This is a genomic window from Herbiconiux oxytropis (genome assembly GCF_024979315.1).
GTDB classification, from domain to species: domain Bacteria; phylum Actinomycetota; class Actinomycetes; order Actinomycetales; family Microbacteriaceae; genus Herbiconiux; species Herbiconiux oxytropis.
In genome coordinates, this window is the sequence record NZ_JANLCK010000002.1 from 327,974 (window position 1) to 349,546 (window position 21,573).

A 21,573-nucleotide genomic window follows, 5' to 3' on the forward strand; every position below is an offset into this window, starting at 1 on the left:
GACCGCCGCGGCAGGCGCGCTAGCCGCGGGGGCCGAACACGATCGCGCCCTCGGCGTCGATCGAGAGCGAGAAGGTCGTGTCGAAGGCCACGAGCTCGTCCCGCGTGGAGACCGTGCCGTCGAAGAGCGAGCGGATGTCGACCTTCACGCGGGCGGCGCCGGTCGCGTTCGGCACCACCCAGCTCTCCTGGCCGGCGAGGATCGTGAGCACGGGGTAGGCCTCGATCGACCACGAGGGCTCGGACACGATGCGGTCGTCGACATCGAGACCGAAGGGGCAGCCGGGCGGGTAGAGCAGCGGCTCGTCGGCACAGGAGTCGAGGAACTCGTCGACGGTCGCCTGCACCGTGCTCACGAACGCGGTGGTGGGCTGCACATCGACGATCGCGCTCACACTCGCGGAGGGCTTGGTGGCGGTGAGGCGTGTGGGCAGGGCGCCGAGGTAGGTGGAGCGGTGCGAGAGCATCGTGAGGCTCGGCACGAGCACTTCGTACTCACCGCTCGCCCGGAAGTCGCCCGGCGCTCCCACGGCCACCCGGGAGGTGCCGGCCAGGATGTCGGCGGCGTGCGAGACCGTGATGCCGGCGTGGGCGGTGGGAGAGCGGGAGAACTCCCACTCGGGGAAGAACAACCAGCTCATGCCGGTCTGCACCACGTCGAACTCGGTCTGGCCGGGCACCGTGACCGCGGGGCTGCCGTCGGCTCCTCCGGCGGCGAGCGTGTAGGAGTAGACGATGCGGTGCCGGCCGGGCACGATCTCGGTGTCGCTGACCTCGGTGATCGCCTCCATCCGGCTGAGCGCATCCGGGACCACGAGCGAGGCCGAGCCCGTTCCCGGCTCGTCGTCGGTGCCGAGATCGACCCCCGGGGTGGCGAGGGCGGCCTCGACGTCGTGCTCGGCGAGGGCCTCGAGGTACATGCGCACGAACGAGGAGGCGCTGTAGAGCTCGCGGTTGAGGATGCCGACCGACGCGAACACCGCGGCCAGCGTGAGCAGCAGCAGACCGGTGTAGATCACGATCGAGCGGTGCAGCGCTGTGCGCTTGTCCACAACGGCCGGATCCATGTGCACAGTTTAGGCGGCGGCCGGGATCGCGCCCGGCGGCGCGGTAGATTGGCCTGATGGCACGTCCCACCCTCTCGGCCGAGCAGCAGCGGGTGTTCGACCTGATCGAGGGCACGCGCAGCCACGTCTTCGTCACCGGTCGCGCCGGCACGGGCAAGTCGACCCTGCTCAACCACCTCTCCTGGAACACCGAGAAGCAGCTCGTCATCTCGGCGCCCACGGGGGTCGCGGCCCTCAACGTGGGCGGGCAGACCATCCACTCCCTCTTCAAGCTGCCCATCGGGGTCGTGGCCGACCACGACATCGAGCAGAACCGCGAGGTCAAGAAGCTCCTCAACACCATCGACACGCTCGTGATCGACGAGGTGTCGATGGTCAACGCCGACCTCATGGACGCAGTGGACAGATCGCTGCGCCAGGCCAGGCAGCGCCCGCTCGAGGCCTTCGGGGGCGTGCAGGTGGTGCTGTTCGGCGATCCGTATCAGCTGGCGCCCGTTCCGGGCGACAGCGACGAGCGGGCCTACTTCACCGACCACTACCGCTCGATGTGGTTCTTCGACGCCAAGGTGTGGGAGCAGACGGAGCTCGAGATCGTCGAGCTCACCGAGATCCACCGCCAGCACGACGACGAGTTCAAGTTCATGCTCAACGCGGTGCGCTTCGGCATGGTCACCAAGGAGATCGCCGACGTGCTGAACAGCACGGGCGCCCGCTCCCCCGCACCCCCGAGCGCCATCACGCTCGCCACGCGCAACGACTCGGTCAACCGCATCAATCAGACGGCCCTCGGCCGCCTGCCCGGCCGCGTGCTGTCGGCGAAGGCCGGGATCTCGGGCGACTTCGGCGGCCGGGCCTATCCGGCCGACGAGAAGCTCGAGCTGAAGGTCGGCGCCCAGGTGATGTTCCTGCGCAACGACGCCGAGCAGCGCTGGGTGAACGGCACCGTCGGCACGGTCACGAAGATCTCGTCGACGGTGTGGGTGGAGGTCGACGGCGAGGTGCACGAGGTCGATCCGGTGGCCTGGGAGAAGCACCGCTACTCCTACTCCGCCGAGTCGAAGAAGCTCACCAAGGAGGTGATCGGCGAGTTCACGCAGTTCCCGCTGCGCCTGGCCTGGGCCGTCACCATCCACAAATCGCAAGGGCAGACCTACGACGAGGCGGTCGTCGACCTCGGCAGCCGGGTGTTCAGCCCCGGGCAGACCTACGTGGCACTCTCCCGGCTCACCTCGCTCGAGGGCCTCTACCTCACGCGCCCGCTCCGCCCCTCCGACATCATCGTCGACCCGGCCGTGCGGTCGTTCATGGCGAGGCGGGCGGGCCCTCCGACCCCCTGAACGGGGGCGTGACCTGGGCCTCGAGCCGCCTCCGGCGACCGGTACCCTTCGAGAGGAGGGGACAGAGATGGCTACACTGCTGTACCGCATCGGCCGATTCGCCGCACGACGGAGCATCGCCGTGATCGTGGGGTGGGTCGTCGTGCTCGGCCTCGCGATCACCGGAGCGGGGGCGCTCGGCGGCACCATGTCGTCGTCGTTCGCCATCCCGGGAACCGAGTCGCAGACGGCCATCGACATGCTCGACCAGCGGTTCGCCGCGGCGTCGGGCGGCTCGGCGAAGGTCATCTTCGTGCCGCCCGCCGGCAGCACCGTCGACGACTTCGAGGACCAGATCGCCGCCGCGGTCACGGCGCTCACGCCGCTCGACCACGTCACGAGCGTCACGGGCCCCTTCTCCGCGAACGCGACGGCCCAGATCAACGGCGACCGCACGATGGCCTACGCCACGGTGCAGTACGACGTGGCCTCCACCGAGCTGACGGAGGCGGAGAACGAGGCCGTGGTCGCGGCGGGCGACGCGGCCGCCACGGACGGCCTCGAGGTCTACTTCTCGGGCGTCACCGACGCCCCGGAGGCGGCCGTCGACTACACCGAGGCCGTCGGCCTCATCGTGGCCTTCATCGTGCTCCTCATCACCTTCGGCTCCCTGCTGGCCGCCGGCATGCCGCTCGTGACCTCCATCATCGGGGTGGCCGTGACCTCGACCTCCATCACGATCGTCTCCGGCTTCGTCTCGATCTCGTCGACCGCCCCCCTGCTGGCCACCATGCTCGGGCTCGCCGTCGGCATCGACTACGCCCTGTTCATCGTGGCCAGGCACCGCACGCAGCTCATCCACGGCATGGATCCGAAGGAGTCGGCGGCCACGGCCGTCGCCACCGCCGGCAGCGCCGTCGTCTTCGCGGGCCTCACCGTCATCATCGCGCTGCTCGGGCTCTCGGTGGTGCAGATCCCGTTCCTCACGGTCATGGGCGTGGGCGCCGCCATCTCGGTCGTCATCGCCGTGCTCGTGGCACTCACCCTGCTGCCCGCCGTCCTCGGCCTCTTCGGCCGACGGCTCATCCCGAAGCCCACCTCCCGTGCGGCCAGGCGCGAGCTCGCCTCGAGCGATCCCTCTTCGACCAAGCGCACCCTCGGTGCCCGCTGGGTGGCGCTCGCCACCGCGAAGCCCGTCATCACGGTCGTGGTGGTCGTGGTCGGCCTCGTGATCGTGGCCCTGCCCGCCACGTCGCTCCGGCTCACGCTCCCGGACGCGAGCTACAACCCCGAGGGCTCGATGTCGCGCGAGGGCTACGAGCAGCTCACCGACGGCTTCGGAGCCGGCTTCAACGGGCCCCTGCTCATCACCGCCGACATCTCGACCATCACCGACCTCTCCCCCGCCCTCGACGCCCTCGAGAGCCAGTTCGCCGGCCTCGCCGACGTGGCGAGCGTGAGCAAGGCCATCCCCAACCCCACGCTCGACATGGCCATCGTCTCCATCATCCCCTCGAGCGCGCCCGACAGCGTGCAGACCGAGCAGCTCGTGCACACCATCCGGGATGCCGCACCCGCGTTCGAGGAGGCCAACGGCTTCACCTACATGGTGACAGGGCAGACCGCGCTCGGCATCGACGTCTCGGCGCAGCTCGCCGACGCCCTGCTGCCGTTCGCGGTGGTCGTGGTGGGGCTCTGCATCATCCTGCTCACGATCGTGTTCCGCTCGCTCGCCGTGCCGATCTCGGCCACCATCGGCTACCTGCTCTCGGTGGCCGCCTCGTTCGGCATCGTCACCGCGGTGTTCGAGTGGGGCTGGCTCGCCGATGTCTTCGGTGTGGCGAAGGTGGGCCCCGTGATCAGCTTCTTCCCGATCCTCCTGATGGCCGTGCTGTTCGGCCTCGCGATGGACTACCAGGTGTTCCTCGTCTCGCGCATGCGCGAGGAGTTCGTGAAGACCGGGGATGCGCACTACTCGGTCACGCACGGCTTCATCGGGGCGGCGCGCGTCGTGACCGCGGCGGCCTGCATCATGTTCGCGGTCTTCGCGTCGTTCGTGCCGGGCGGCAACGCCATCCTGCAGCCGATCGCCCTGGGACTCGCGGCCGGCGTGTTCATCGACGCGTTCCTTGTGCGCATGACCTTCATCCCCGCGCTCATGATGCTGCTCGGCCGCGTGGGCTGGGCCATCCCGAAGCGGCTCGAGAGGGTGCTGCCGAACGTCGACCTCGAGGGCGAGGGCGTGCGCGAGATGCTCGACGCCGTGGCCTGGCGGCCGCTCGTGGGCGAGGCGGAGGCGTCGGACGACGCAGATTCCGATGGACGCGACTCCCGGCCGTTCGCCGTGGCCGCGGAGCACGCCGTGGTGGAGGCTGCCGCCGAGGGTGCCCTCGTGGCACCGTTCTCGGTGCGCGCCGAGACCGGATCGCTCGTGGTGGTCACCGGGGCCGCCGGCACGCATCCGGAAGCCGTCGCCGCGGCCGTGACCGGGCGCCAGCGCCTGCTGGAGGGCCACCTGCGGGTGCTCGACCAGCCGCTGCCGGTGCACGCAGCAGCTCTCCGCCGGCACAGCGTGCTGGTGGCGCGGCCCGTCGAGGGCGACCTGCTGCCGGAGCGCGTGCCGCTCCGGCGACTGCCCACGGGCGCCCTGAGCGTGGTGGAGCGCCTCGAGCACGAGGTCGGCGAGGAGCTCCGCGAGCTGTGGGGGCGCGAGCTCGCCGCGGAGTGGATCCGCCAGGTCGCCGTCGCCACGGCTGCCGCCGGAGCGGGATCCGCCTCTGTCGGTCCGGGGCGCGCGGCGCGGGTGCGGCTGATCGCCATCGATGCCACGGGCATCCCCACCGCCCACCTGCAGCACGCGCTCGCCGTGATCGACCAGGCGCTCCCGCTCGAGACCACCCTCGTGGTGGCGCACCACGGAGCGCGCCTCGAGGCGGGCAGCAGGCCGGTGCGCGTGATCGCGCTCGCCGCCGTGAAGCCGGAGCCGCCCACCCCACCGTCGGTGCCATCGGCGTCGCCACCGCCGTCCTCCCCGTCGGGTGCCTCCGACCCGGACGCGCCGGACTCCCCCACCGACCAGAATCCCCGAGAAGAGGTGACCGCATGACGAGCCTCCGCTCCCTCGTGCGCCGTGGCGACAGCGGTGCCCTCTCACCGCTCGCGCGGCGCGTGGCCGTCGTGCTCGCCGTGCTGACGCCTCTGCTCATCGCCGGCGTCGCCGTGACCGCGCTGCACTCCGACCCCTCCGCGAATGCGGCCGCCGGCGCCGTCCCCGCGCCGACTCCCACCGCCACGACCGCGGCCGACACGCCGGCGCCTGCCGCCACTCCCCTGCTCCCGGCCGCGGTCGTGAACCTCGACGCCATCGTCTACCTCGACGACGGGGCGATCGTGCCCGCCGACCCATCGAACCCGAACCAGGCGGGCACGCCCGTGGCCGCGGGCAAGGGCCTCGTGAGCGAGCTCACCGCGGGCACGTCGGGCCAGGGCTTCAGCTGGACGGTCACCGACGCCGACACCGCGTCGGCCGGCCTGGCCTCCGGCCAGTTCGCCGCCGTCGTCACCGTGCCCGCCGACTTCTCGGCGGCCTACGTCTCGACCGCCACCAGCGATCCCGTGCAGGCCCAGCTCGGCGTGCAGACCAACGGGGCGAACAGCTACGTGACCGGCCTGCTCGCCACCGCGCTCTCGACCGACCTGCAGGCGACGCTCTCGGCGAAGGCGACCGAGCAGTACGTGACGGGCACCCTGGGCGCCTTCACCGAGCTCAGCACGCAGCTCGGCACGGCGGCGGGCGGCGCCGCCCAGCTCGCCGCGGGCGCGAACACCCTTGCCGGTTACACCGGCGACCTCGCGACGGGTGTGGCCGGGGCGGCGAAGGGCGGTGCCGACCTGAACACGGCCGTGCAGGGCCTCGCTGGTGGCATGCGTGAGATCGCGGTCGGCACCGAGGACCTGCCGGTCTACGCGGGCTACATCGCCACCGGATCGGCCGGTGTCACCGGGGGCATCGACATCGTGAAGAGCCGTCTCGCCACCGAGACCCTGGAGAGCTACGCGATCGACCAACGGCAGAAGGATCTCGAGGCCGAGATCGCCGCGCTCAGCGCCGCCGTGCCCGACCTCACCACCGACGAGATCCAGACGCGTCTGGCCGGCGTGCAGGAGACGGCTGCGGGCATCCGCGTCGCCTCGTTCGGCGTGACCCTCGGGCTCGGCGTCGACGCCCTCGGTGTCACGGCGCTCGAGGCGTTCTCCGCCCAGGTGACCACCGGTAGCGCCGCCTTCGCGGAGGACCTGCCGCTGCTGACGACCACTCTCACCAAGGTCGCCGACGGCACGGATGAGCTGGCTCTCGGGACCGCGGGGCTCGCCAAGGGCCTCGGCGACCTGTCGACCGCGGCGACGGGCATCGCCGGCGGCTCCACAGACCTCGCGGGCAAGGTGGGCGAGCTGGCGACCGGGCTCGGCGAGGCCGCCGCGAAGATCCCGAGCTACACCACCGATCAGCAGACCACGATCTCGACCGTGGTCGCCCAGCCGATCGTGACCGAGCAGAGCGACCTGAAGGCGCCGCCCTCGCCCGCGGCCGCCATCGGCGCCGTCGCCGTGCCACTCGCGCTGTGGATCGGCGCCTTCGCGATCTACCTCCTGCTCGCGCCGTTCGGGCGCCGCGACCTCGCGTCGACCGCGTCGACCTTCCGGGTGGTGATCGGCTCGCTCGTGCCCGCAGCGCTGCTCGCGCTCGTGCAGGCGGCGGTCGTGGCCGTGGTGCTCTTCGCGGTGGGGGCCCAGCCCGCCCACCTCGCCGGAGGCATCCTGTTCTCGTTCGTGATGTCGCTCAGCTTCGTGATGCTGCACCAGGGGCTCGTGGCGCTCTTCGGGCAGGCCGGGCGCCTGATCTCGCTCGCGCTCGTGGTGGTGCAGGTCGCGGCGGCCGCCGTGATCGTGCCCAACGGGCTGAGCTCTCCGCTCTACACCGGGCTCGCGGAGCTGCTGCCGCTGTCGCATGCCATCGCGGGCATGCAGGCGCTCATCGGTGGCGGTGCGGCTGCGAGCGCGGGCCGGGAAGCGCTCGTGCTGCTCGTGTTCGCGGCGATCGGGCTCGTGCTCTCGCTCATCGCGGTCATGCGGGCGAGGTCACGGAGCACCGTGATCGCGGTGGCCCCGCAGCCGGCCTAGGCGCTTTCGCCGGGTCGGCTCAGGCGACCTGAGCGGCCTTCGCGTCGGCCAGGTCAAGGAAGAGCTCGGTGTTGAAGCGGTAGGCCACGAGCACCTCGTCGATGACCCGGTCGCGCTCCGCGTCGTCCCAGTCGACCGCGTCGAGCTGGGTGCGGTAGGTCTCCTTGAACTCCTTCGGCTTGGCGATGTCACCGAAGAGGTAGAAGCCCACGCCGTTGGTCTCGAAGCCGAACTGGCGCTGCATGAGGGTGCGGATGATCTGGCCGCCCGAGAGGTCGCCGAGATAGCGCGTGTAGTGGTGGGCGATGAAGCCGCCGTTCCAGGTGGCCGCGACCTCGTTGATGCGCTGCACGTAGCGGGCGGTGGTGGGCAGCGGGGTGATCTGGTCGCGCCAGCCGTCGCCGATCAGGAAGCGCAGGTCCTCCACGATGGCGGGGAGGCGCGTGAGCTTGGGCGAGATGAACGCGGCGGCCACGGGATCGTTCTTCATGCGGTCGGCCGCGGCCTCGAGGGCCTCGTAGATGAAGAAGTGCTGGGCCACGAGAGCGATGTAGTCGTCGCGCGTGCCCTTGCCGCTCATCAGGTCGGTCATGAAGCCCGCGCCCTCGGAGTCGCTGTGACCGGTCCAGGTGCGCTCACGAAGAGCCTGCGAGAAGGGGATTACAGCAGCCATACGATCAATCCAAGACGCTCGAGACGAAGTTAGTGTGCCCTAACTTTAGCGGAGGAACGCCCCGGAACACCTACGAGTTTCGTCACGAATGCGGCCGGGGCTCGATTCCGAGAGCCGCGCAGGCGCCGTCGTAGAGCGCCACGATCTCGCGGCGCACCTCCCCGCGCTCGGTGATGGGGCCCGCGGGCCAGGCGACGGATGCGCTCCGCACGGCGCCGCCGATCGTCACGTCCCACACTCCCCTGTCGCCGTCGAGACCCGTCATGGTGGCGGATTCGGCGGCGGGGTCGACGAAGGCGCGGGCGATGAGCAGGTTGTCGTCGGTGTGGTCGCCGTTCATGTGGCGGAGGATGGCGTCGACGATGTCAGGCGAGAAAGTGGTCACGGCACCACACGCTAGTCCAGGAGCTGAGCCTGCAGGAAATAGGTCGAGCGCGCGAACGACAGTGCGGCGGCGTTCCGATCGAGCAGCGCCTGCACGGTCGCGTTGGCGAAACCCTCGGTGGTGCCGGAGTAGCGATGCTGGGTCACGGGGGTGCCGTGCTCCTTGAGGCGGCTGAGGAACTCGTCGGCGTCGTGCCCCTGCGGCCAGCGCGGGTCGTCGGGCCGGTGCACGAGCACGGGGCACGGGATGAGGCCGGCCTCCTCCTCGGTGAGCGAGGCGTAGTAGACCACCACCGCATCCACGGCGCCCTGCTGGGCAAGGCGGAGCGCCAGGTGACCGCCGATCCCGAGCCCGATCACGCCGGCGCGCGGCGCATCCGGGCCCGTCGGGGCGGTCGCCCGGCCGAGGTCGAGGGCCGTCTCGAGCGCGGCCACGGCGAAGCCCTCGTCGAGGCCGGCCACGAGCTCGGCGGCGCCCTCGGGATCGATCGTCGCGAGCCCGTCGAAGAGGTCGGGCACCTGCACGAAGAAGCCCTGGTCGGCGAGAGCTCTCGCGTAGGCCTCGAGGTACGGCAGCCGACCGTAGGCGTCGTGCACGATCACCACGACGGGTCGGCCGGCCTGGCCGAACTCCAACGGCCAGCCGGGCGAGGGGATGTCGACGAACTCGGGCATCAGCGCCCCTCCGCCCTCTCGATGACCAGGTGGGTGCGGTGCATCGCGGTCTGGGCGAGTGCCGAGAGCAGGTGGAACCCCGCCAGGTTCTCGAAGCCCGCCGTCCAGTGGATGCGCTCGGCGATCTGCCAGATCGACGCATCCGGGGCCCGCGCGAGCACCGCGGCGACCTCCTGCGAGCGGCGCAGGTGGTGACGCCGGGTGGTGTCCTCACGATCGGCGAGGCCCGTGAAGCGGTACCCGTGGCCGGGCAGCACGTGGTAGCCGGGGTCATCGTCGGTCTCGACCCTCGCGAACGGCTCGAGCGCCTCGAGCGAGCGCAGGTAGTCGCCGATCGCATCCGGGGTGGGGCCGCCCAGCCCGATGCCCGGGAACATCGACGGCAGCAGGTGGTCGCCGGTGAAGAGCAGGCGCTCGGTCGTGTCGACGAGGGCGATGTGCCCGGGGGTGTGGCCAGGGGTCGGCAGCACGCGGATCGCCCGGCCGGGGATCTCGAGCAGCTGGTCGTCGTCGAGCAGCAGGTCGGCGTTCACCGGGCGGGTGCGCTGCACGCCGGAGTCGGCCATGCCGGCCGCCGCCGCTTCGAGTGCCGCACGCTGCTCCTCGGGCACGCCCCACTCCCCCAGCCGTGCTCTCGTCGTGGCCGCCCGCGACGGCTCCGCCTCGGCCAGCCGTCGTGCCGCCTCCTGGTCTGCCCGGTGCAGGGCGAGGGGCACGCCGTGCTCGCGCTGCAGCCGCTCGGCCAGGGCGATGTGGTCGACGTGGAGGTGCGTCACGATCGTGCCGGCGAGATCGGACTCGGAGTGCCCGATGCTCGTGAGCAGCGCGCTCAGCCGGGCGCGGTTGCCGGTGTCGTCGACACCGGGGTCGATGAGGTGCAGCCCGCCCCGCTCGTCCTCGAGGAGGTAGCTCAGGGTGAAGCGGGGCGGATGCTCCAACCCGGTGGGCTGCGGCAGCACCCAGAGGCCCGGCCCGATCTCCTTGGCTCCCGGTGCCCGGTCGCCCTCCGCCTCGGCACGCAGCTCCTCCGGGTCGAGGGCCTGCAGGGGCCGGAGGAGGTGCGCGGGGCGGCCGGGGGTCACGGCAGCCGGGCGATCGTGTCGAGGAAGAGCCGGGCGAAGCGGGGCACGTCGACGTCGAGGGCGACGTCGACCGGGTGCGCGGCCGCACCACCCGCCGGTGAACCCCCGTGGACGGTGTCCTCACCCGCCCGCTGCCGGCGGTCGACCACCGTCTGGCCGCGGCTGTGCCCGGCGAGCTCGACGCGCACGGGGAGGCGCTCCACGCGCAGGGCCGCGGGGTCGACGAGCGCGCACACCGCTCCGGCGTCGCCGATGTGTCCGCCATAGGAGGCGCTCACGGGGTCGTCGGCCATCTGGAAGTGCAGCAGCGCTCCCGCGAGCCGGCCGGATGCGGTGAGGCCGTCGCGGAGCGCATCCGCATCCGCTTCGTCGATGGTGACCTGGTTGAAGACGTCGAGGCCGTACATGAAGGCGGGCACGCCCGCATCGAGGGCGATCGCGGCGGCCTCGGGGTCGTGCCAGACGTTGAACTCGGCGACGGCCGTGGCGTTGCCGCCTGAGGCGGAGCCGCCCATGAAGAGGATCCGCTCGAGGCGGCCGGCGACCTCGGGGTGCTGTCGGAGCAGCAGCGCCAGGTTCGTCTGCGGAGCGAGGGCGATGATCGTCACGGGGACTTCGCTCTGAGTCAGCAGGTCGTGCAGGAGGTCGACCGCGTGCCGGGAGTCGGCGATCCTGGCGGAGCGAGGGAGGCCGAGATCGCCCATGCCGTCCGAGCCATGCACGTGCGACGGCCGCGACGGCTCGATCAGCGGCCTCCTCGCCCCAGCTGCCACCGGGATGTCGGGGGCGCCAGCGGTGTCGAGCACTGCCAGGGTGTTCGACACGACGTTGTCGACGGATGTATTCCCCTCGACGCATGTGATGCCGAGCACCTCGATCTCGGGATGCGCGACCGCCATGAGGATCGCCATCGCATCGTCGACCCCGGTGTCGACGTCGAGGATGACGCGGTGGGTCATCGCGGTGTGCGGGTCGACCAGAGGGCCAGGGCAACGAGCCCAGGCTGGAAGAACAGCCGCGCGAACCGCTTGCCGTCGGTGTCGAGCCCGAACGCGCTCCGACGGTTCACCCACTGGGAGACGTTGCCGGGGAAGATGGCGCTGAAGAACACGGCCGCGACGTTCCCCACGGCCTCCTTCTGCTTCGGCAGCACGAGGAAGGAGAGGCCGAGCGCGATCTCGGCGACGCCCGACGCGAGCACGACCTGGTCCTCGCCCTGGGGGGCCAGCTCCTTCGCGAAGCCGGGCACCTGTGCCTTGAAGTCGTCACGCGCGAACGTGAGATGGCTGACCCCCGCGAACACGAGGGCGAGCCCGAGGCCCACCCGGCCGAGCGTGCGGGCGACGGAGCGCTTCTTCTGAGGAGTCATGAACACATCCTGCTCCCTGCGGCGGGCGGATGGCGAACGGATCGCTGGCGCAGAGTGGTCTCGTGGAGCGGATGACGGGAATCGAACCCGCGCTATCAGCTTGGGAAGCTGAAGTTCTACCATTGAACTACATCCGCGACGCCCGGCCTGAGCGCGGACGAGAGCCATCATAGCGCGTGGACGCGCCGCTACACTGACTGCGTGCTCCTCTCCGACCGCGACATCCGCACCCAGATCCGTGAGAACCGCGTCAGCCTCGAGCCGTTCGAGGAGGCGATGGTGCAGCCCTCGTCGGTCGACGTGCGGCTCGACCGCTACTTCCGGCTGTTCGACAACCACAAGTACCCCTTCATCGATCCCGCCGAGGATCAGCCCGAGCTGACCCGGCTGATCGAGGCGAAGCCCGACGAGCCCTTCATCCTGCACCCCGGTGAGTTCGTGCTCGGCGCCACCTACGAGCGCGTGGGGCTGCCCGACGACATCGCCGCCCGGCTCGAGGGCAAGAGCTCGCTCGGCCGGCTGGGGCTCCTCACCCACTCGACCGCCGGCTTCATCGACCCCGGCTTCTCGGGCCACGTGACGCTCGAGCTCTCGAACGTCGCGACGCTGCCGATCAAGCTCTGGCCGGGCATGAAGATCGGCCAGCTCTGCTTCTTCCAGCTCTCGAGCCCCACCGAGAGGCCGTACGGCTCGAGCGAGTACCTCTCGCGCTACCAGGGTCAGCGGGGGCCGACGGCCTCGCGCTCGCACCTCAACTTCCACCGCACCGACGTCTCGGCCACCGACGACGGCAGCCTCGGCGGCTAGCGGCAGACCTCACCTCTGCCGAGCCGTCACTTTCCACCCCTCTCAGCAGGATTTGGCGTGAAAGGTGACGGCTCGGCAGACCTCAGGCGTGGGGGAGGCCCGCGGCACCGAGCCGCGTCGCCCCACGGGAACGGGCGCGCTGCTCCTCGAGCGCCTCGGCGAAGGCGGCCTCCCAGTCGGCGGCGACCTCGATGCCCAGGCGCCTGGCCTCCTCCACCGAGAGCTCCTTCGGGAACCCGTGGGTGTCCGAGAGCCGGAACACATCCGTGCCCGTGAGCGTGCCGCCCTGGTACTCGGCGAGGGCCACGAGACCTCCCTCGAGCGTGCGCCGGAACGAGTTCTCCTCCTTCACCAGCACCGCCACGACCTCGTCACGCGACGCCGCCACCTCGGGGTAGTCGGCCGCGTAGAGGTCGGCGATCACGGGCACGATCTCGGAGAAGAAGTTCTCGGTGAGCCCGAGCGAGAGGGCGAGGCGGATGGCCCTGCGCAGCAGCCGGCGCATCACGTAGCCCTGCTCCTTGTTGGAGGGCCGCACGCCGTCGACCGCGAGAAAGGTGGCGCCGCGCAGGTGGTCGGCGATGATCCGCATCGAGGCGGTCTCGTCGTCGTAGGAGCGGCCCGTGAGCTCCTCGAGCTTGGCGATGATGGGCCAGAGCAGCGAGATGCGGAAGACGTCGTCGGAGCCGATCGAGGCAGCCGCGATGCGCTCGAGCCCGCCGCCGAAGTCGACGTTCCGCTTGGCGAGCTCCTCGAAGCTCCCGTCGGGCAGGCGCCGGTACTGCATGAAGACCTGGTTGCCGATCTCCATGAACTGGCCGCCGTCGCTCGCCGGGTGCGCCTTGCCGTAGGCGGGATCCTGGTGCGCCGCCCCGAAGTCGTAGAACACCTCGCTGTCGGGACCGCACGGGTCGCCGATGGGCGTCGCCTCGAGCGATCCGCCGCGCGACCACCAGTTCTCGCCGCCGTCGTAGAAGAAGACGCGCTCGCCGGGGAGCACGCCGCGCCGATCCCCGTCCTCCTGCGAGCCGATCTCGGCGATGCCGTTCGAGACGCCGCGCTCGCCGAAGACGGTCGCCCAGATGCCGGCGGCCTCGTCGTCGCGCGGGATGCCGTTGGCCGGGTCGCCGATGAAACAGGTCACGTAGATGTGCTCGGGATCCAGGCCCACGATGTCCACCAGGAAGGTGAAGAACTGGCGGATCTGCTCCTCCTTGAAGTAGTCGCCGAGCGACCAGTTGCCGAGCATCTCGAAGAAGGTGGTGTGGCGGTTGTCGCCCACGTCGTCGATGTCCTGGGCGCGCACGCAGGGCTGGCTGTCGGTCAGGCGCTGCCCGGCCGGATGCTCGGCGCCGAGCAGGTAGGGGAGCAGGGACTGCATCCCGCTGCCGTTGAAGAGCGTGCTGGTGTCGCCGCGGGGCACGAGGGGGGCGCGGTCGATGACGGTGTGCCCGTTCTTCTCGAGGAAGGCGAGGTAGGAGTTGCGGATGTCGTGGGCGTCCATGCCCTCAGCATGGCAGAGCCGACCGCCCGCCCGGCAGCGCCCATCGTGGGGCCAAGAGGGTCAGCCGGTCAGCAGGCCAACGGGTCAGCAGGCCAGCAGGTCAGAGGGTGAGCTGGGGGAGCTGCAGTGCGAGCCACGGGCTGAAGGCCCAGGGCGTGAGCGCGACGGAGTGCTGCAGCTCGGCCGCGTCGGCCCAGCGCCACTCGGCCACCTCGGACGGGTTCGCCTCGATGGGCCCGGCGGCTCGGGCGATGTAGACGGGGCAGATCTCGTTCTCCACGATGCCCGAGGCGTCGATGGCGAGGTAGCGGAAGTCGGGGAGGGTGAGCTCGAGCTCCGCGATCTCGAGACCGAGCTCGGTGCGCGCCCGGCGCAGCACGGCCTCGCGCGGATCCTCACCCGGTGCGGGATGCCCGCAGAACGAGTTCGTCCAGACCCCCGGCCAGGTGAGCTTGGACAGCGCTCGCCGCGTGACCAGGATCCGCCCCTCGTCGTCGAAGACGTGGCAGGAGAAGGCGAGGTGCAGGGGGGTGTCGTCGGTGTGCACCGAGACCTTGTCGGCCGTGCCGATGGGAGCTCCGTCGTCGGAGAGGAGGATCACCTGTTCGATCACGGCACTCATTTCACTATTGTCCTTTATTACTTGGCAACCATGTAACCTGGGGAAGGTGGACACGCACGATCTGGTCGCGGTGTCGGACCGCCGACAACAGCACGTCGAGCGGGTTCTGGCGGCATTCTTCAGCGATTCCCACTACCGTGCGAAAGCCCTGGGCGCCCCCTACGCCGCCCTCTGGCAGACCCTCGAGCGCAACGCCTCGGGAGGCAAGCGCTTCCGGCCGCGCATGGTCATGGCCGCCTACGAGTCCCTCGGCGGAACCGACCTCGACGCCGCGGCCCACGTGGGCGCCGCCTTCGAGCTCCTGCACACCGCGCTCATCGTGCACGACGACGTGATCGACCGTGACTTCGTGCGGCGCGGCGGGCCCAACGTCTCCGGCAGCTACCGCGACATCGCCACGACCGCCGGGATCCCGCTGCCCACCGCCGAGCACCGTGGCATGTCGGTCGCGATCATCGCGGGCGACCTCGCGCTGTTCAACTCCTACCGCCTGATCGACAGGTCGGGGGTCGACGGCCTCCTCCGCACGCGCCTGCACGACATCCTCGACGAGGCGATGTTCGTCTCCGCCGCGGGCGAGCTCTACGACGTCGACTTCTCCATCCGGGCCGAGCCGCCGACCGTCGACGAGATCATCGAGATGGAGGCGCTGAAGACCGCCGGCTACTCGTTCGAGGGTCCGCTCGCCGCCGGGGCCGTGCTGGCGGGCGGGTCGCCCGAGGCCATCGCCGCGCTGTCGACGTTCGGCCGCGACATCGGCATCGCCTACCAGATCGTCGACGACCTCCTCGGGGTGTTCGGCGACGAGGGTGCCACGGGCAAGACGACCCTCGGCGACTTGCGCGAGGGCAAGCGCACCGTGCTGCTCGCCCACGCCGTGGGGCATCCGCAGTGGGCCGAGGTCTCCGACCTCTTCGGCCGCCCCGACCTCACCGCGGAGGAGGGCGACCGCATCCGCACCGTGCTCGAGGAGATCGGCTCGCGCCGCTTCGCCGAGGCCCTCGCCCGCGACTTCGCCAACCGCGCCTGGGAGGCACTCGTGGGAGACGACCTGCCCGGGACCGTGCGTGAGGAGTTCCGCCCCATCGTGGCCGCGGTGCTGGGCCGGGTGCGATGAGCGCAGCGCGCCGCTTCACCGGTGATCCGTCGCTCTACGACCGGGTGGCCATGGAGACCTCCTCGATCGTCATCCGCCGCTACTCGACCTCGTTCGGGCTCGCCTCCCGGCTGCTCGCCCACCCCGTGCGCCAGGACGTGGAGAACATCTACGGCCTCGTGCGCCTGGCCGACGAGGTCGTCGACGGGGTCGCCGCCTCGGCCGACCTCGAGCCCGAGCGGATCGCCGCCTGCCTCGACGCTCTGGAGCAGGAGACGGCGGCCGCGCTCGACTGCGGCTACAGCACCAACCTCGTGGTGCACGCCTTCTGCCTCACGGCCCGCCGAGTGGGGATCGGCACCGACCTCGTCGAGCCGTTCTTCCGCTCGATGCGCGCCGACCTCTCGGCCACCACGCACACGCAGGAGTCGTTCGACGACTACGTCTACGGATCGGCCGAGGTGGTGGGGCTGATGTGCCTGCAGGCGTTCCTGGCCGATCCCGCAGCCCGCAAGCGGAGCACGGCTCAGCGCGCCGCCCTCGTCGACGGCGCGCGGCACCTCGGTGCGGCCTTCCAGAAGATCAACTTCCTCCGCGATCTCGCGGCCGACTTCGGCACGCTCGGCCGGAGCTACTTCCCCGGCATCGACGTGAACACCTTCACCGAGGCCGAGAAGGCCAGGATCGTGGCCGACATCGACGAGGACCTCCGCATCGCGCGCACGTGCCTGCCGGGCCTCCCGCCCTCGAGCCGCCGTGCCGTCGCGCTCGCGCAGGGACTGTTCGAGGAGCTGACCGACCGGCTGCGCGCCACGCCCGCCGCCGTACTCGCCGAGACCCGCATCCGGGTTCCGAACCCCGTCAAGGCGAGAATAGCTGCAGGGGCGGCCCTCGGCCGGCTCCCCCGGCGGCGACCGGATGCGCATGAAGGAGACACGACCGAGTGACCGCAGAGCACACGAACGACCACGACGACCTCGCCGGAGCCGAGCTCGGAGGCGAACACGGAGCCCCGGGCAGGGCGGTCGTGATCGGTGGCGGCATCAGCGGGCTCGCGACCGCCGCGCTGCTGGCGCGCGAGGGCCACACGGTGACGCTCCTGGAGAAGAACGAGGCGGTCGGCGGTCGCGCGGGCACCTGGGAGAAGGACGGCTTCCGCTTCGACACGGGCCCCTCCTGGTATCTCATGCCCGAGGTGTTCGACCACTTCTTCAAGCTCTTCGGCACGAGTGCCGCCGAGGAGCTCGACCTCGTGAAGCTCGACCCCGGCTACCGCGTGTACTCCGAGGGCGAGTTCGCGCCCATCGACCTCGCCTCGAACCGCGACGACAACCTCGACCTCTTCGAGTCGATCGAGCCAGGGTCGGGAGTGCGCATGGCGGGCTACCTCGACTCGGCCGCCGAAACCTACGAGCTCGCCAAGGAGTACTTCCTGTACTCCACGTTCGAGAAGATCACCCCTCTCGCCACCGGCCCCGTGCTCAAGCGGCTGCCGCGGCTCGCCCGTCTCCTCACCGAACCGCTCGCACGCTTCGCGGGGCGTACGGTCCGCGATCCGCGGCTCGTCCAGGTGCTCGGCTACCCCGCCGTCTTCCTCGGCACCTCACCGTATTCCGCTCCGAGCATGTATCACCTCATGAGCCACCTCGACCTCACCGAGGGCGTGCTCTACCCCCGCGGCGGCTTCGCCTCGGTGATCGCGGCCATCGAGCGGATCGCGCGCGCCGAAGGCGTCGAGATCATCACGGGCGCCACCGTCACGCGCATCGTCACTGCGGTGGAGGGCGCCTCGGTGATGGTCCCCGCACCGGTCGACGTCTACGACTACGAGACCACGGAGTTCGACACCAACGTGATCGACCGCGACGAGCTCGCTCGGGTGCTCGCGGGCGAGATGTCGACCGCCACCGAGCCCGAGCCGGTCGCCGAGATCCCCGCGGGCCAGAAGCCGCGCGCCGGTGGCGTGCACTACACCGACGGCGACGGGCGGGCGCACTCCGTCGACGGCTCCGTCGTGGTGTCGACCGCCGACCTCTGGCACACCGAGACGACCATGCTCCTGCCCGAACTGCAGACCTACCCCGAGAGCTACTGGGCGAAGCGCACCCCGGGCCCGAGCGCCCTGCTCATCATGCTCGGCGTCGAAGGCGACCTGCCCGAGCTCGAGCACCACACGCTCTTCTTCACCAAGGACTGGCGGGAGAACTTCGAGAAGATCTTCGGGCGCGGATCGGGCCCTGCGGCCACTCGGGGCACCTCGGTGCCTGCACCCGCGTCGCTCTACGTCTGCAAGCCGAGCGCGACCGACCACGACGTCGCGCCGGAGGGCCACGAGAACCTCTTCGTGCTCGTGCCGCTGCCCGCCGACCCCTCGATCGGCGCCGGCGGATTCGACGGCGGGGGAGACGCGCGCCTCGAGGAGCTCGCCGACACCGTGATCGAGCAGATCGCCTCGTGGGCCGGCATCGCGGATCTCGCCTCGCGCGTGGTGGTGCGGCGCACCGTGGGGCCCGCCGACTTCGTGGCCGACCTCAATTCGTGGGAGGGCACGGCCCTCGGGCCCGCGCACACCCTGCGGCAGAGCGCGATGTTCCGCTCGCGCAACCGCAGCACGAAGGTCGACGGCCTCTACTACGCCGGCGGCTCCACCACGCCGGGCATCGGCCTGCCGATGTGCCTCATCAGCGCAGAGCTCGTGATCAAGCGCCTGCGCGGCGATACGAGCACCACCGCGCTGCCGGAGCCCCTCGCGCCGGCCGGCGGCTGATCGCATGGGCATCCTCTACCTGGTGGCCCTCGCGATCTCGATCACGGGCATGGTGGTGCTCGACCGCAGGTTCGGGCTCTTCTTCTGGCACCGGCCGGTGCGGGCCGCGATCGTGCTCGCCGTAGGGGTGCTGTTCTTCCTGGTCTGGGACCTGTTCGGCATCGGGCTCGGGATCTTCTTCAGGGGCGAGACGTCGTTCATGACCGGGCTGCAGGTCGCGCCGGAGCTGCCGGTGGAGGAGATCCTCTTCCTGACCCTGCTGTGCTACCTCACCATGAACGTGTTCCGCGGGGCGTCGCTCCTCATCGCACGGCGGGAGGCGGTGTGAGCTACTGGGGGCTGAACGCGGTGTTCCTCGCCGTGGTGGTCGTGGTCGTGGTGGCGGCGGTCGTGAGCCTCGTCGTGAGGGCGGGCGACGCATCCGCTCGTCGACGCCTGCTCGCGGCCGTGGGGGTCACGATGGCGGTGCTGCTCGTGATGACCGCGGTGTTCGACAACGTCATGATCGGGGTGGGGCTCGTGGGGTACGAGCCGTCGCTCATCTCGGGGGCGTTCGTGGGGATCGCGCCGCTCGAGGACTTCGCGTACGCGATCGCGGCGGTGCTGCTGCTGCCCTCGCTCTGGGTGCTGCTCGGGGGGCGGGACGGGGCCGGGTCGGCGTCGCCTGCGTCCCCTGCGTCGGCAGGTTCGCCGAAGGAGTCGGGCCGGTGATCCGCACGCTGCTGCTGTCGTCGCGTCCGCTCTCGTGGGTGAACACGGCGTTCCCGTTCGCGGCGGGCTATCTCATGACCACGCGCGAGGTCGACCTCGTGTTCGTGCTCGGCACCCTCTACTTCCTCGTGCCCTACAACCTCGCGATGTACGGCATCAACGACGTCTTCGACTACGAGTCCGACCTCCGCAACCCGCGCAAGGGCGGGGTCGAGGGCGCCGTGCTCGACCGCTCGTTCCACCGCATCACGCTGTGGGCGGTCGTGATCACGAACGTGCCGTTCCTCGTGTTCCTGGTGGCGGTCGGATCGCCGCTGTCGTGGCTCGTGCTCGCCGTCTCGGTGTTCGCGGTCATCGCCTACAGCGCGCCGGGGCTGCGCTTCAAGGAGCGCCCCTTCGTCGACTCGCTCACCTCGAGCACGCACTTCGTGAGCCCCGCCGTCTACGGACTCGTGCTCGCGGGGGCCGTCTTCACGCCGGGACTCTGGGCGGTGCTCGGGGCCTTCTTCCTCTGGGGGATCGCGAGCCACGCGTTCGGAGCGGTGCAGGACATCGTGGCCGACCGCGAAGGCGGGATCGGGTCGATCGCGACCGTCATCGGGGGGCGCGCGACCGTGCGGTTCGCGCTCGTGGCGTACCTCCTGGCGGGCGTGCTGCTGCTGTTCGCTCCGTGGCCTGGGTCTCTCGCGGCGGTGCTGGCCCTGCCGTACGCCGTGAGCATCCTGCCGTACGTGTCGGTGCGCGACGAGGATGCCGAGCGGGCGAACGCGGGGTGGAAGCGGTTCCTGTGGCTGAACTTCGTGGCCGGGTTCGGCGTGACGATGCTGCTGATCTGGACGTGGTCGCTGGGGTAGTGCTGGCGCGCTGCTCCGGATGCTCGCGGCGCCGATCATGGAGCCGGCGAACGGTTCGTGCGACGATCGTCGCGAGAGTGCGGCTGCCTAGAATCGGGGGATGAAGCGACCCCGCGTTCTGGTCGCCGCCGCGGCGGCGTGCGCCGTGGTCGCGCTCGCGGCGGCGGGGGTGTCGGTGTGGGCGCTCTCGGCGGGGAGCGGTGCGCCGCTCGGCCGGGCCGGTGTCGTCGCCGACTCCGGCGCATCCGGTGACGGGAACGCCCTCACCCGTGAGGCCTGGGCGACCGGGAGCACCGGGATCTACAGCTTCGGGCACACGATCGACAGCGCGGTGCCGAGCCCGGATGCGCCGCTGGACGCCTCGATGCGGCTGCCGTTCTCGTTGAGCGTGCCGGCGCAGGCGTTCCGGGTGCACGTGCGCAACTGGTCGTTCGACGACGAGCGGGAGTACGACTCGCCTGTGACGCTGACCGGGATGCACGTGGGGGCGCACGCGCTCGATCCGAGCACCGCGACCGGCCAGACGGGTGCCTTCGAGGGGACCCCGGTGGGGATCGTCGGAACGGTGAACCTCGCGCGCGGCGGGTTCGTGAGCGAATGGATCGAGCCGTCGCGCATGGCCCTGGATGCTTCGGTGGACTCACTGCTGGCGATCGGCTTCACCGCCCCGGCCGGGGCACGGCTCGCCACCTCGCAGGGGTTGTCGTGGACCGATGTGGGGGAGGGGGCGGCGGCGCTCGCCGGAGGGCCGGGCGTGCGCGGGGCCCCGCAGTACCTCAGCTACTTCGATGTGTGGATCGAGTACGGGTTCGGGGGATCCGACGCCGATCCGCCGCCTGTGCTCGTGAGCGTCGGCCATTCGCTCAACGCGCCGGGGTCGTTCGCGACGGAGGCGTTCCCCACGCGCGGCGAGTCGACCGCGTGGCCGCAGCAGTGGGCGCTGTCGCACGGGGGAGTGGCGGTGTCGCTCGCGGCACCGGGGGCGGAGGCCTCCGCGTTCGCGCCGTCGGCGGCGAAGTGGGAGGCGTTCTCCGACGTCTCGCCCGACATCGTGACCATCTGGACCGCGTCGAACGACATCGCCAGGGGGCATCCACTCGCCGAGATCGAGCGGGACTGGTCGGAGGTCGTGGCGGGGGTCGTGGCGCGGTGGCCGGATGCTGCCGTCTTCGCGCTGACCGAGCCGCCGCGAGGTCTCACCGGGGCCGAGGAGCAGACGCGGCTGGCCTGGAACGAGTGGCTCTCGCTCGTGCCTCCCGGGGTGGACGGGGTGCTCGATGCCGACGCGGTGCTGCGGGATCCGGGGGCTCGCTCGCTGCTGCGTGCCGACGTGGATGCCGATGGGGTGCACTTCTCGGCGCGGGGGCACGCGCTCGTGGCGGAGCTCGTGCCGGTGCCGGTGCCTCCGCCGGTGCCTGTGCCGGTGCCGACTGCCGCTTCGCGCTGACGACGGAGTTTCGGCCATC

20 protein-coding genes and 1 tRNA gene are annotated in these 21,573 nt (G+C 71.0%); 11 read left to right on the plus strand and 10 right to left on the minus strand.

Going from position 1 to position 21,573, the window contains the following annotated elements:
- Positions 1-19: 19 nt before the first annotated feature.
- Entirely contained in the window at positions 20-1,066 is a 1,047-nt protein-coding gene (locus N1028_RS04670) for a hypothetical protein (protein WP_259525656.1), read from the minus strand.
- Positions 1,067-1,122: 56 nt separating this feature from the next.
- Between N1028_RS04670 and N1028_RS04675 the strand changes: the two genes are divergently transcribed.
- From N1028_RS04675 to N1028_RS04685, 3 genes are all read left to right on the plus strand, one after another.
- Complete coding sequence (locus tag N1028_RS04675; RefSeq protein WP_259525657.1) at positions 1,123-2,403, plus strand: ATP-dependent DNA helicase; 1,281 nt, start codon at positions 1,123-1,125, stop codon at positions 2,401-2,403.
- 67 nt (positions 2,404-2,470) lie between these two features.
- A complete protein-coding gene (locus tag N1028_RS04680) occupies positions 2,471-5,488 on the plus strand; it encodes an MMPL family transporter (RefSeq protein WP_259525658.1) in 3,018 nt (1,005 codons plus the stop codon).
- Positions 5,485-7,563: a YhgE/Pip family protein gene (locus N1028_RS04685; RefSeq protein WP_259525659.1), complete on the plus strand. Its 2,079-nt coding sequence runs from the start codon at positions 5,485-5,487 to the stop codon at positions 7,561-7,563. Before N1028_RS04680 ends, N1028_RS04685 begins: the two co-directional genes overlap by 4 nt.
- Before the next feature lie 19 nt (positions 7,564-7,582).
- On the opposite strand, the gene N1028_RS04690 is transcribed toward N1028_RS04685, so the two are convergent.
- The 7 genes from N1028_RS04690 to N1028_RS04720 all read right to left on the minus strand — a co-directional run bounded on the left by N1028_RS04690 (position 7,583) and on the right by N1028_RS04720 (position 11,883).
- Positions 7,583-8,236: a biliverdin-producing heme oxygenase gene (locus N1028_RS04690; RefSeq protein WP_259525660.1), complete on the minus strand. Its 654-nt coding sequence runs from the start codon at positions 8,234-8,236 to the stop codon at positions 7,583-7,585.
- A gap of 82 nt (positions 8,237-8,318) precedes the next feature.
- Positions 8,319-8,621, minus strand: coding sequence for a DUF2470 domain-containing protein (locus N1028_RS04695; protein ID WP_259525661.1), 303 nt, complete (start codon positions 8,619-8,621; stop codon positions 8,319-8,321).
- 11 nt (positions 8,622-8,632) lie between these two features.
- The gene (locus tag N1028_RS04700) at positions 8,633-9,295 is read right to left on the minus strand and encodes a dienelactone hydrolase family protein (RefSeq protein WP_259525662.1); all 663 of its coding nucleotides are present in this window, start codon (positions 9,293-9,295) and stop codon (positions 8,633-8,635) included.
- The gene (locus N1028_RS04705; RefSeq protein WP_259525663.1) at positions 9,295-10,377 is read right to left on the minus strand and encodes an MBL fold metallo-hydrolase; all 1,083 of its coding nucleotides are present in this window, start codon (positions 10,375-10,377) and stop codon (positions 9,295-9,297) included. Before N1028_RS04705 ends, N1028_RS04700 begins: the two co-directional genes overlap by 1 nt.
- Positions 10,374-11,336 (minus strand): nucleoside hydrolase, encoded by a 963-nt coding sequence (locus tag N1028_RS04710; RefSeq protein WP_259525664.1) that lies wholly within the window; start codon positions 11,334-11,336, stop codon positions 10,374-10,376. Before N1028_RS04710 ends, N1028_RS04705 begins: the two co-directional genes overlap by 4 nt.
- Positions 11,333-11,746 (minus strand): DoxX family protein, encoded by a 414-nt coding sequence (locus N1028_RS04715; protein ID WP_259525665.1) that lies wholly within the window; start codon positions 11,744-11,746, stop codon positions 11,333-11,335. The genes N1028_RS04710 and N1028_RS04715 overlap by 4 nt, the downstream gene beginning before the upstream one ends.
- A gap of 63 nt (positions 11,747-11,809) precedes the next feature.
- Positions 11,810-11,883 (minus strand) — tRNA-Gly (locus tag N1028_RS04720).
- Positions 11,884-11,947: 64 nt separating this feature from the next.
- On the opposite strand from N1028_RS04720, the gene dcd reads away from it, so the two are divergent.
- On the plus strand, positions 11,948-12,553 hold the full coding sequence (gene dcd / locus N1028_RS04725; RefSeq protein ID WP_259525666.1) for a dCTP deaminase: 606 nt from the start codon (positions 11,948-11,950) through the stop codon (positions 12,551-12,553).
- A gap of 82 nt (positions 12,554-12,635) precedes the next feature.
- Here dcd and N1028_RS04730 read toward each other — a convergent pair whose 3' ends face one another.
- A complete protein-coding gene (locus tag N1028_RS04730; RefSeq protein ID WP_259525667.1) occupies positions 12,636-14,057 on the minus strand; it encodes an alanine--tRNA ligase-related protein in 1,422 nt (473 codons plus the stop codon).
- 100 nt (positions 14,058-14,157) lie between these two features.
- Positions 14,158-14,679: an isopentenyl-diphosphate Delta-isomerase gene (idi, locus tag N1028_RS04735; RefSeq protein ID WP_259525668.1), complete on the minus strand. Its 522-nt coding sequence runs from the start codon at positions 14,677-14,679 to the stop codon at positions 14,158-14,160.
- A gap of 46 nt (positions 14,680-14,725) precedes the next feature.
- On the opposite strand from idi, the gene N1028_RS04740 reads away from it, so the two are divergent.
- The 7 genes from N1028_RS04740 to N1028_RS04770 all read left to right on the plus strand — a co-directional run bounded on the left by N1028_RS04740 (position 14,726) and on the right by N1028_RS04770 (position 21,554).
- Positions 14,726-15,796 (plus strand): polyprenyl synthetase family protein, encoded by a 1,071-nt coding sequence (locus N1028_RS04740; protein WP_259525669.1) that lies wholly within the window; start codon positions 14,726-14,728, stop codon positions 15,794-15,796.
- Positions 15,793-16,722 carry a phytoene/squalene synthase family protein gene (locus N1028_RS04745; RefSeq protein WP_259525670.1) on the plus strand — a complete coding sequence of 310 codons (930 nt, stop codon included), beginning with the start codon at positions 15,793-15,795 and terminating at the stop codon, positions 16,720-16,722. The genes N1028_RS04740 and N1028_RS04745 overlap by 4 nt, the downstream gene beginning before the upstream one ends.
- 80 nt (positions 16,723-16,802) lie before the next feature.
- Positions 16,803-18,542, plus strand: a complete 1,740-nt coding sequence (crtI, locus tag N1028_RS04750) for a phytoene desaturase family protein (protein ID WP_259525898.1) — start codon at positions 16,803-16,805, stop codon at positions 18,540-18,542.
- A 4-nt stretch (positions 18,543-18,546) separates the two neighbouring features.
- Entirely contained in the window at positions 18,547-18,870 is a 324-nt protein-coding gene (locus N1028_RS04755; RefSeq protein WP_259525671.1) for a lycopene cyclase domain-containing protein, read from the plus strand.
- Positions 18,867-19,253, plus strand: coding sequence for a lycopene cyclase domain-containing protein (locus tag N1028_RS04760; RefSeq protein WP_259525672.1), 387 nt, complete (start codon positions 18,867-18,869; stop codon positions 19,251-19,253). The genes N1028_RS04755 and N1028_RS04760 overlap by 4 nt, the downstream gene beginning before the upstream one ends.
- Positions 19,250-20,107: a prenyltransferase gene (locus N1028_RS04765; RefSeq protein WP_259525673.1), complete on the plus strand. Its 858-nt coding sequence runs from the start codon at positions 19,250-19,252 to the stop codon at positions 20,105-20,107. The genes N1028_RS04760 and N1028_RS04765 overlap by 4 nt, the downstream gene beginning before the upstream one ends.
- A gap of 100 nt (positions 20,108-20,207) precedes the next feature.
- A complete protein-coding gene (locus tag N1028_RS04770; protein WP_259525674.1) occupies positions 20,208-21,554 on the plus strand; it encodes an SGNH/GDSL hydrolase family protein in 1,347 nt (448 codons plus the stop codon).
- Positions 21,555-21,573: the final 19 nt, after the last annotated feature.

Coding starts and splice junctions, on each gene's coding strand:
- N1028_RS04700 (WP_259525662.1), bottom strand. CDS start 9,295: ATGCCCGAGTTCGTCGACATCCCCTCGCCCGGCTGGCCGTTGGAGTTC.
- N1028_RS04715 (WP_259525665.1), bottom strand. CDS start 11,746: ATGACTCCTCAGAAGAAGCGCTCCGTCGCCCGCACGCTCGGCCGGGTG.
- N1028_RS04710 (WP_259525664.1), bottom strand. CDS start 11,336: ATGACCCACCGCGTCATCCTCGACGTCGACACCGGGGTCGACGATGCG.
- N1028_RS04675 (WP_259525657.1), top strand. CDS start 1,123: ATGGCACGTCCCACCCTCTCGGCCGAGCAGCAGCGGGTGTTCGACCTG.
- N1028_RS04730 (WP_259525667.1), bottom strand. CDS start 14,057: ATGGACGCCCACGACATCCGCAACTCCTACCTCGCCTTCCTCGAGAAG.
- N1028_RS04770 (WP_259525674.1), top strand. CDS start 20,208: ATGAAGCGACCCCGCGTTCTGGTCGCCGCCGCGGCGGCGTGCGCCGTG.
- N1028_RS04690 (WP_259525660.1), bottom strand. CDS start 8,236: ATGGCTGCTGTAATCCCCTTCTCGCAGGCTCTTCGTGAGCGCACCTGG.
- N1028_RS04670 (WP_259525656.1), bottom strand. CDS start 1,066: ATGGATCCGGCCGTTGTGGACAAGCGCACAGCGCTGCACCGCTCGATC.
- N1028_RS04745 (WP_259525670.1), top strand. CDS start 15,793: ATGAGCGCAGCGCGCCGCTTCACCGGTGATCCGTCGCTCTACGACCGG.
- N1028_RS04680 (WP_259525658.1), top strand. CDS start 2,471: ATGGCTACACTGCTGTACCGCATCGGCCGATTCGCCGCACGACGGAGC.
- idi (WP_259525668.1), bottom strand. CDS start 14,679: ATGAGTGCCGTGATCGAACAGGTGATCCTCCTCTCCGACGACGGAGCT.
- N1028_RS04755 (WP_259525671.1), top strand. CDS start 18,547: ATGGGCATCCTCTACCTGGTGGCCCTCGCGATCTCGATCACGGGCATG.
- N1028_RS04685 (WP_259525659.1), top strand. CDS start 5,485: ATGACGAGCCTCCGCTCCCTCGTGCGCCGTGGCGACAGCGGTGCCCTC.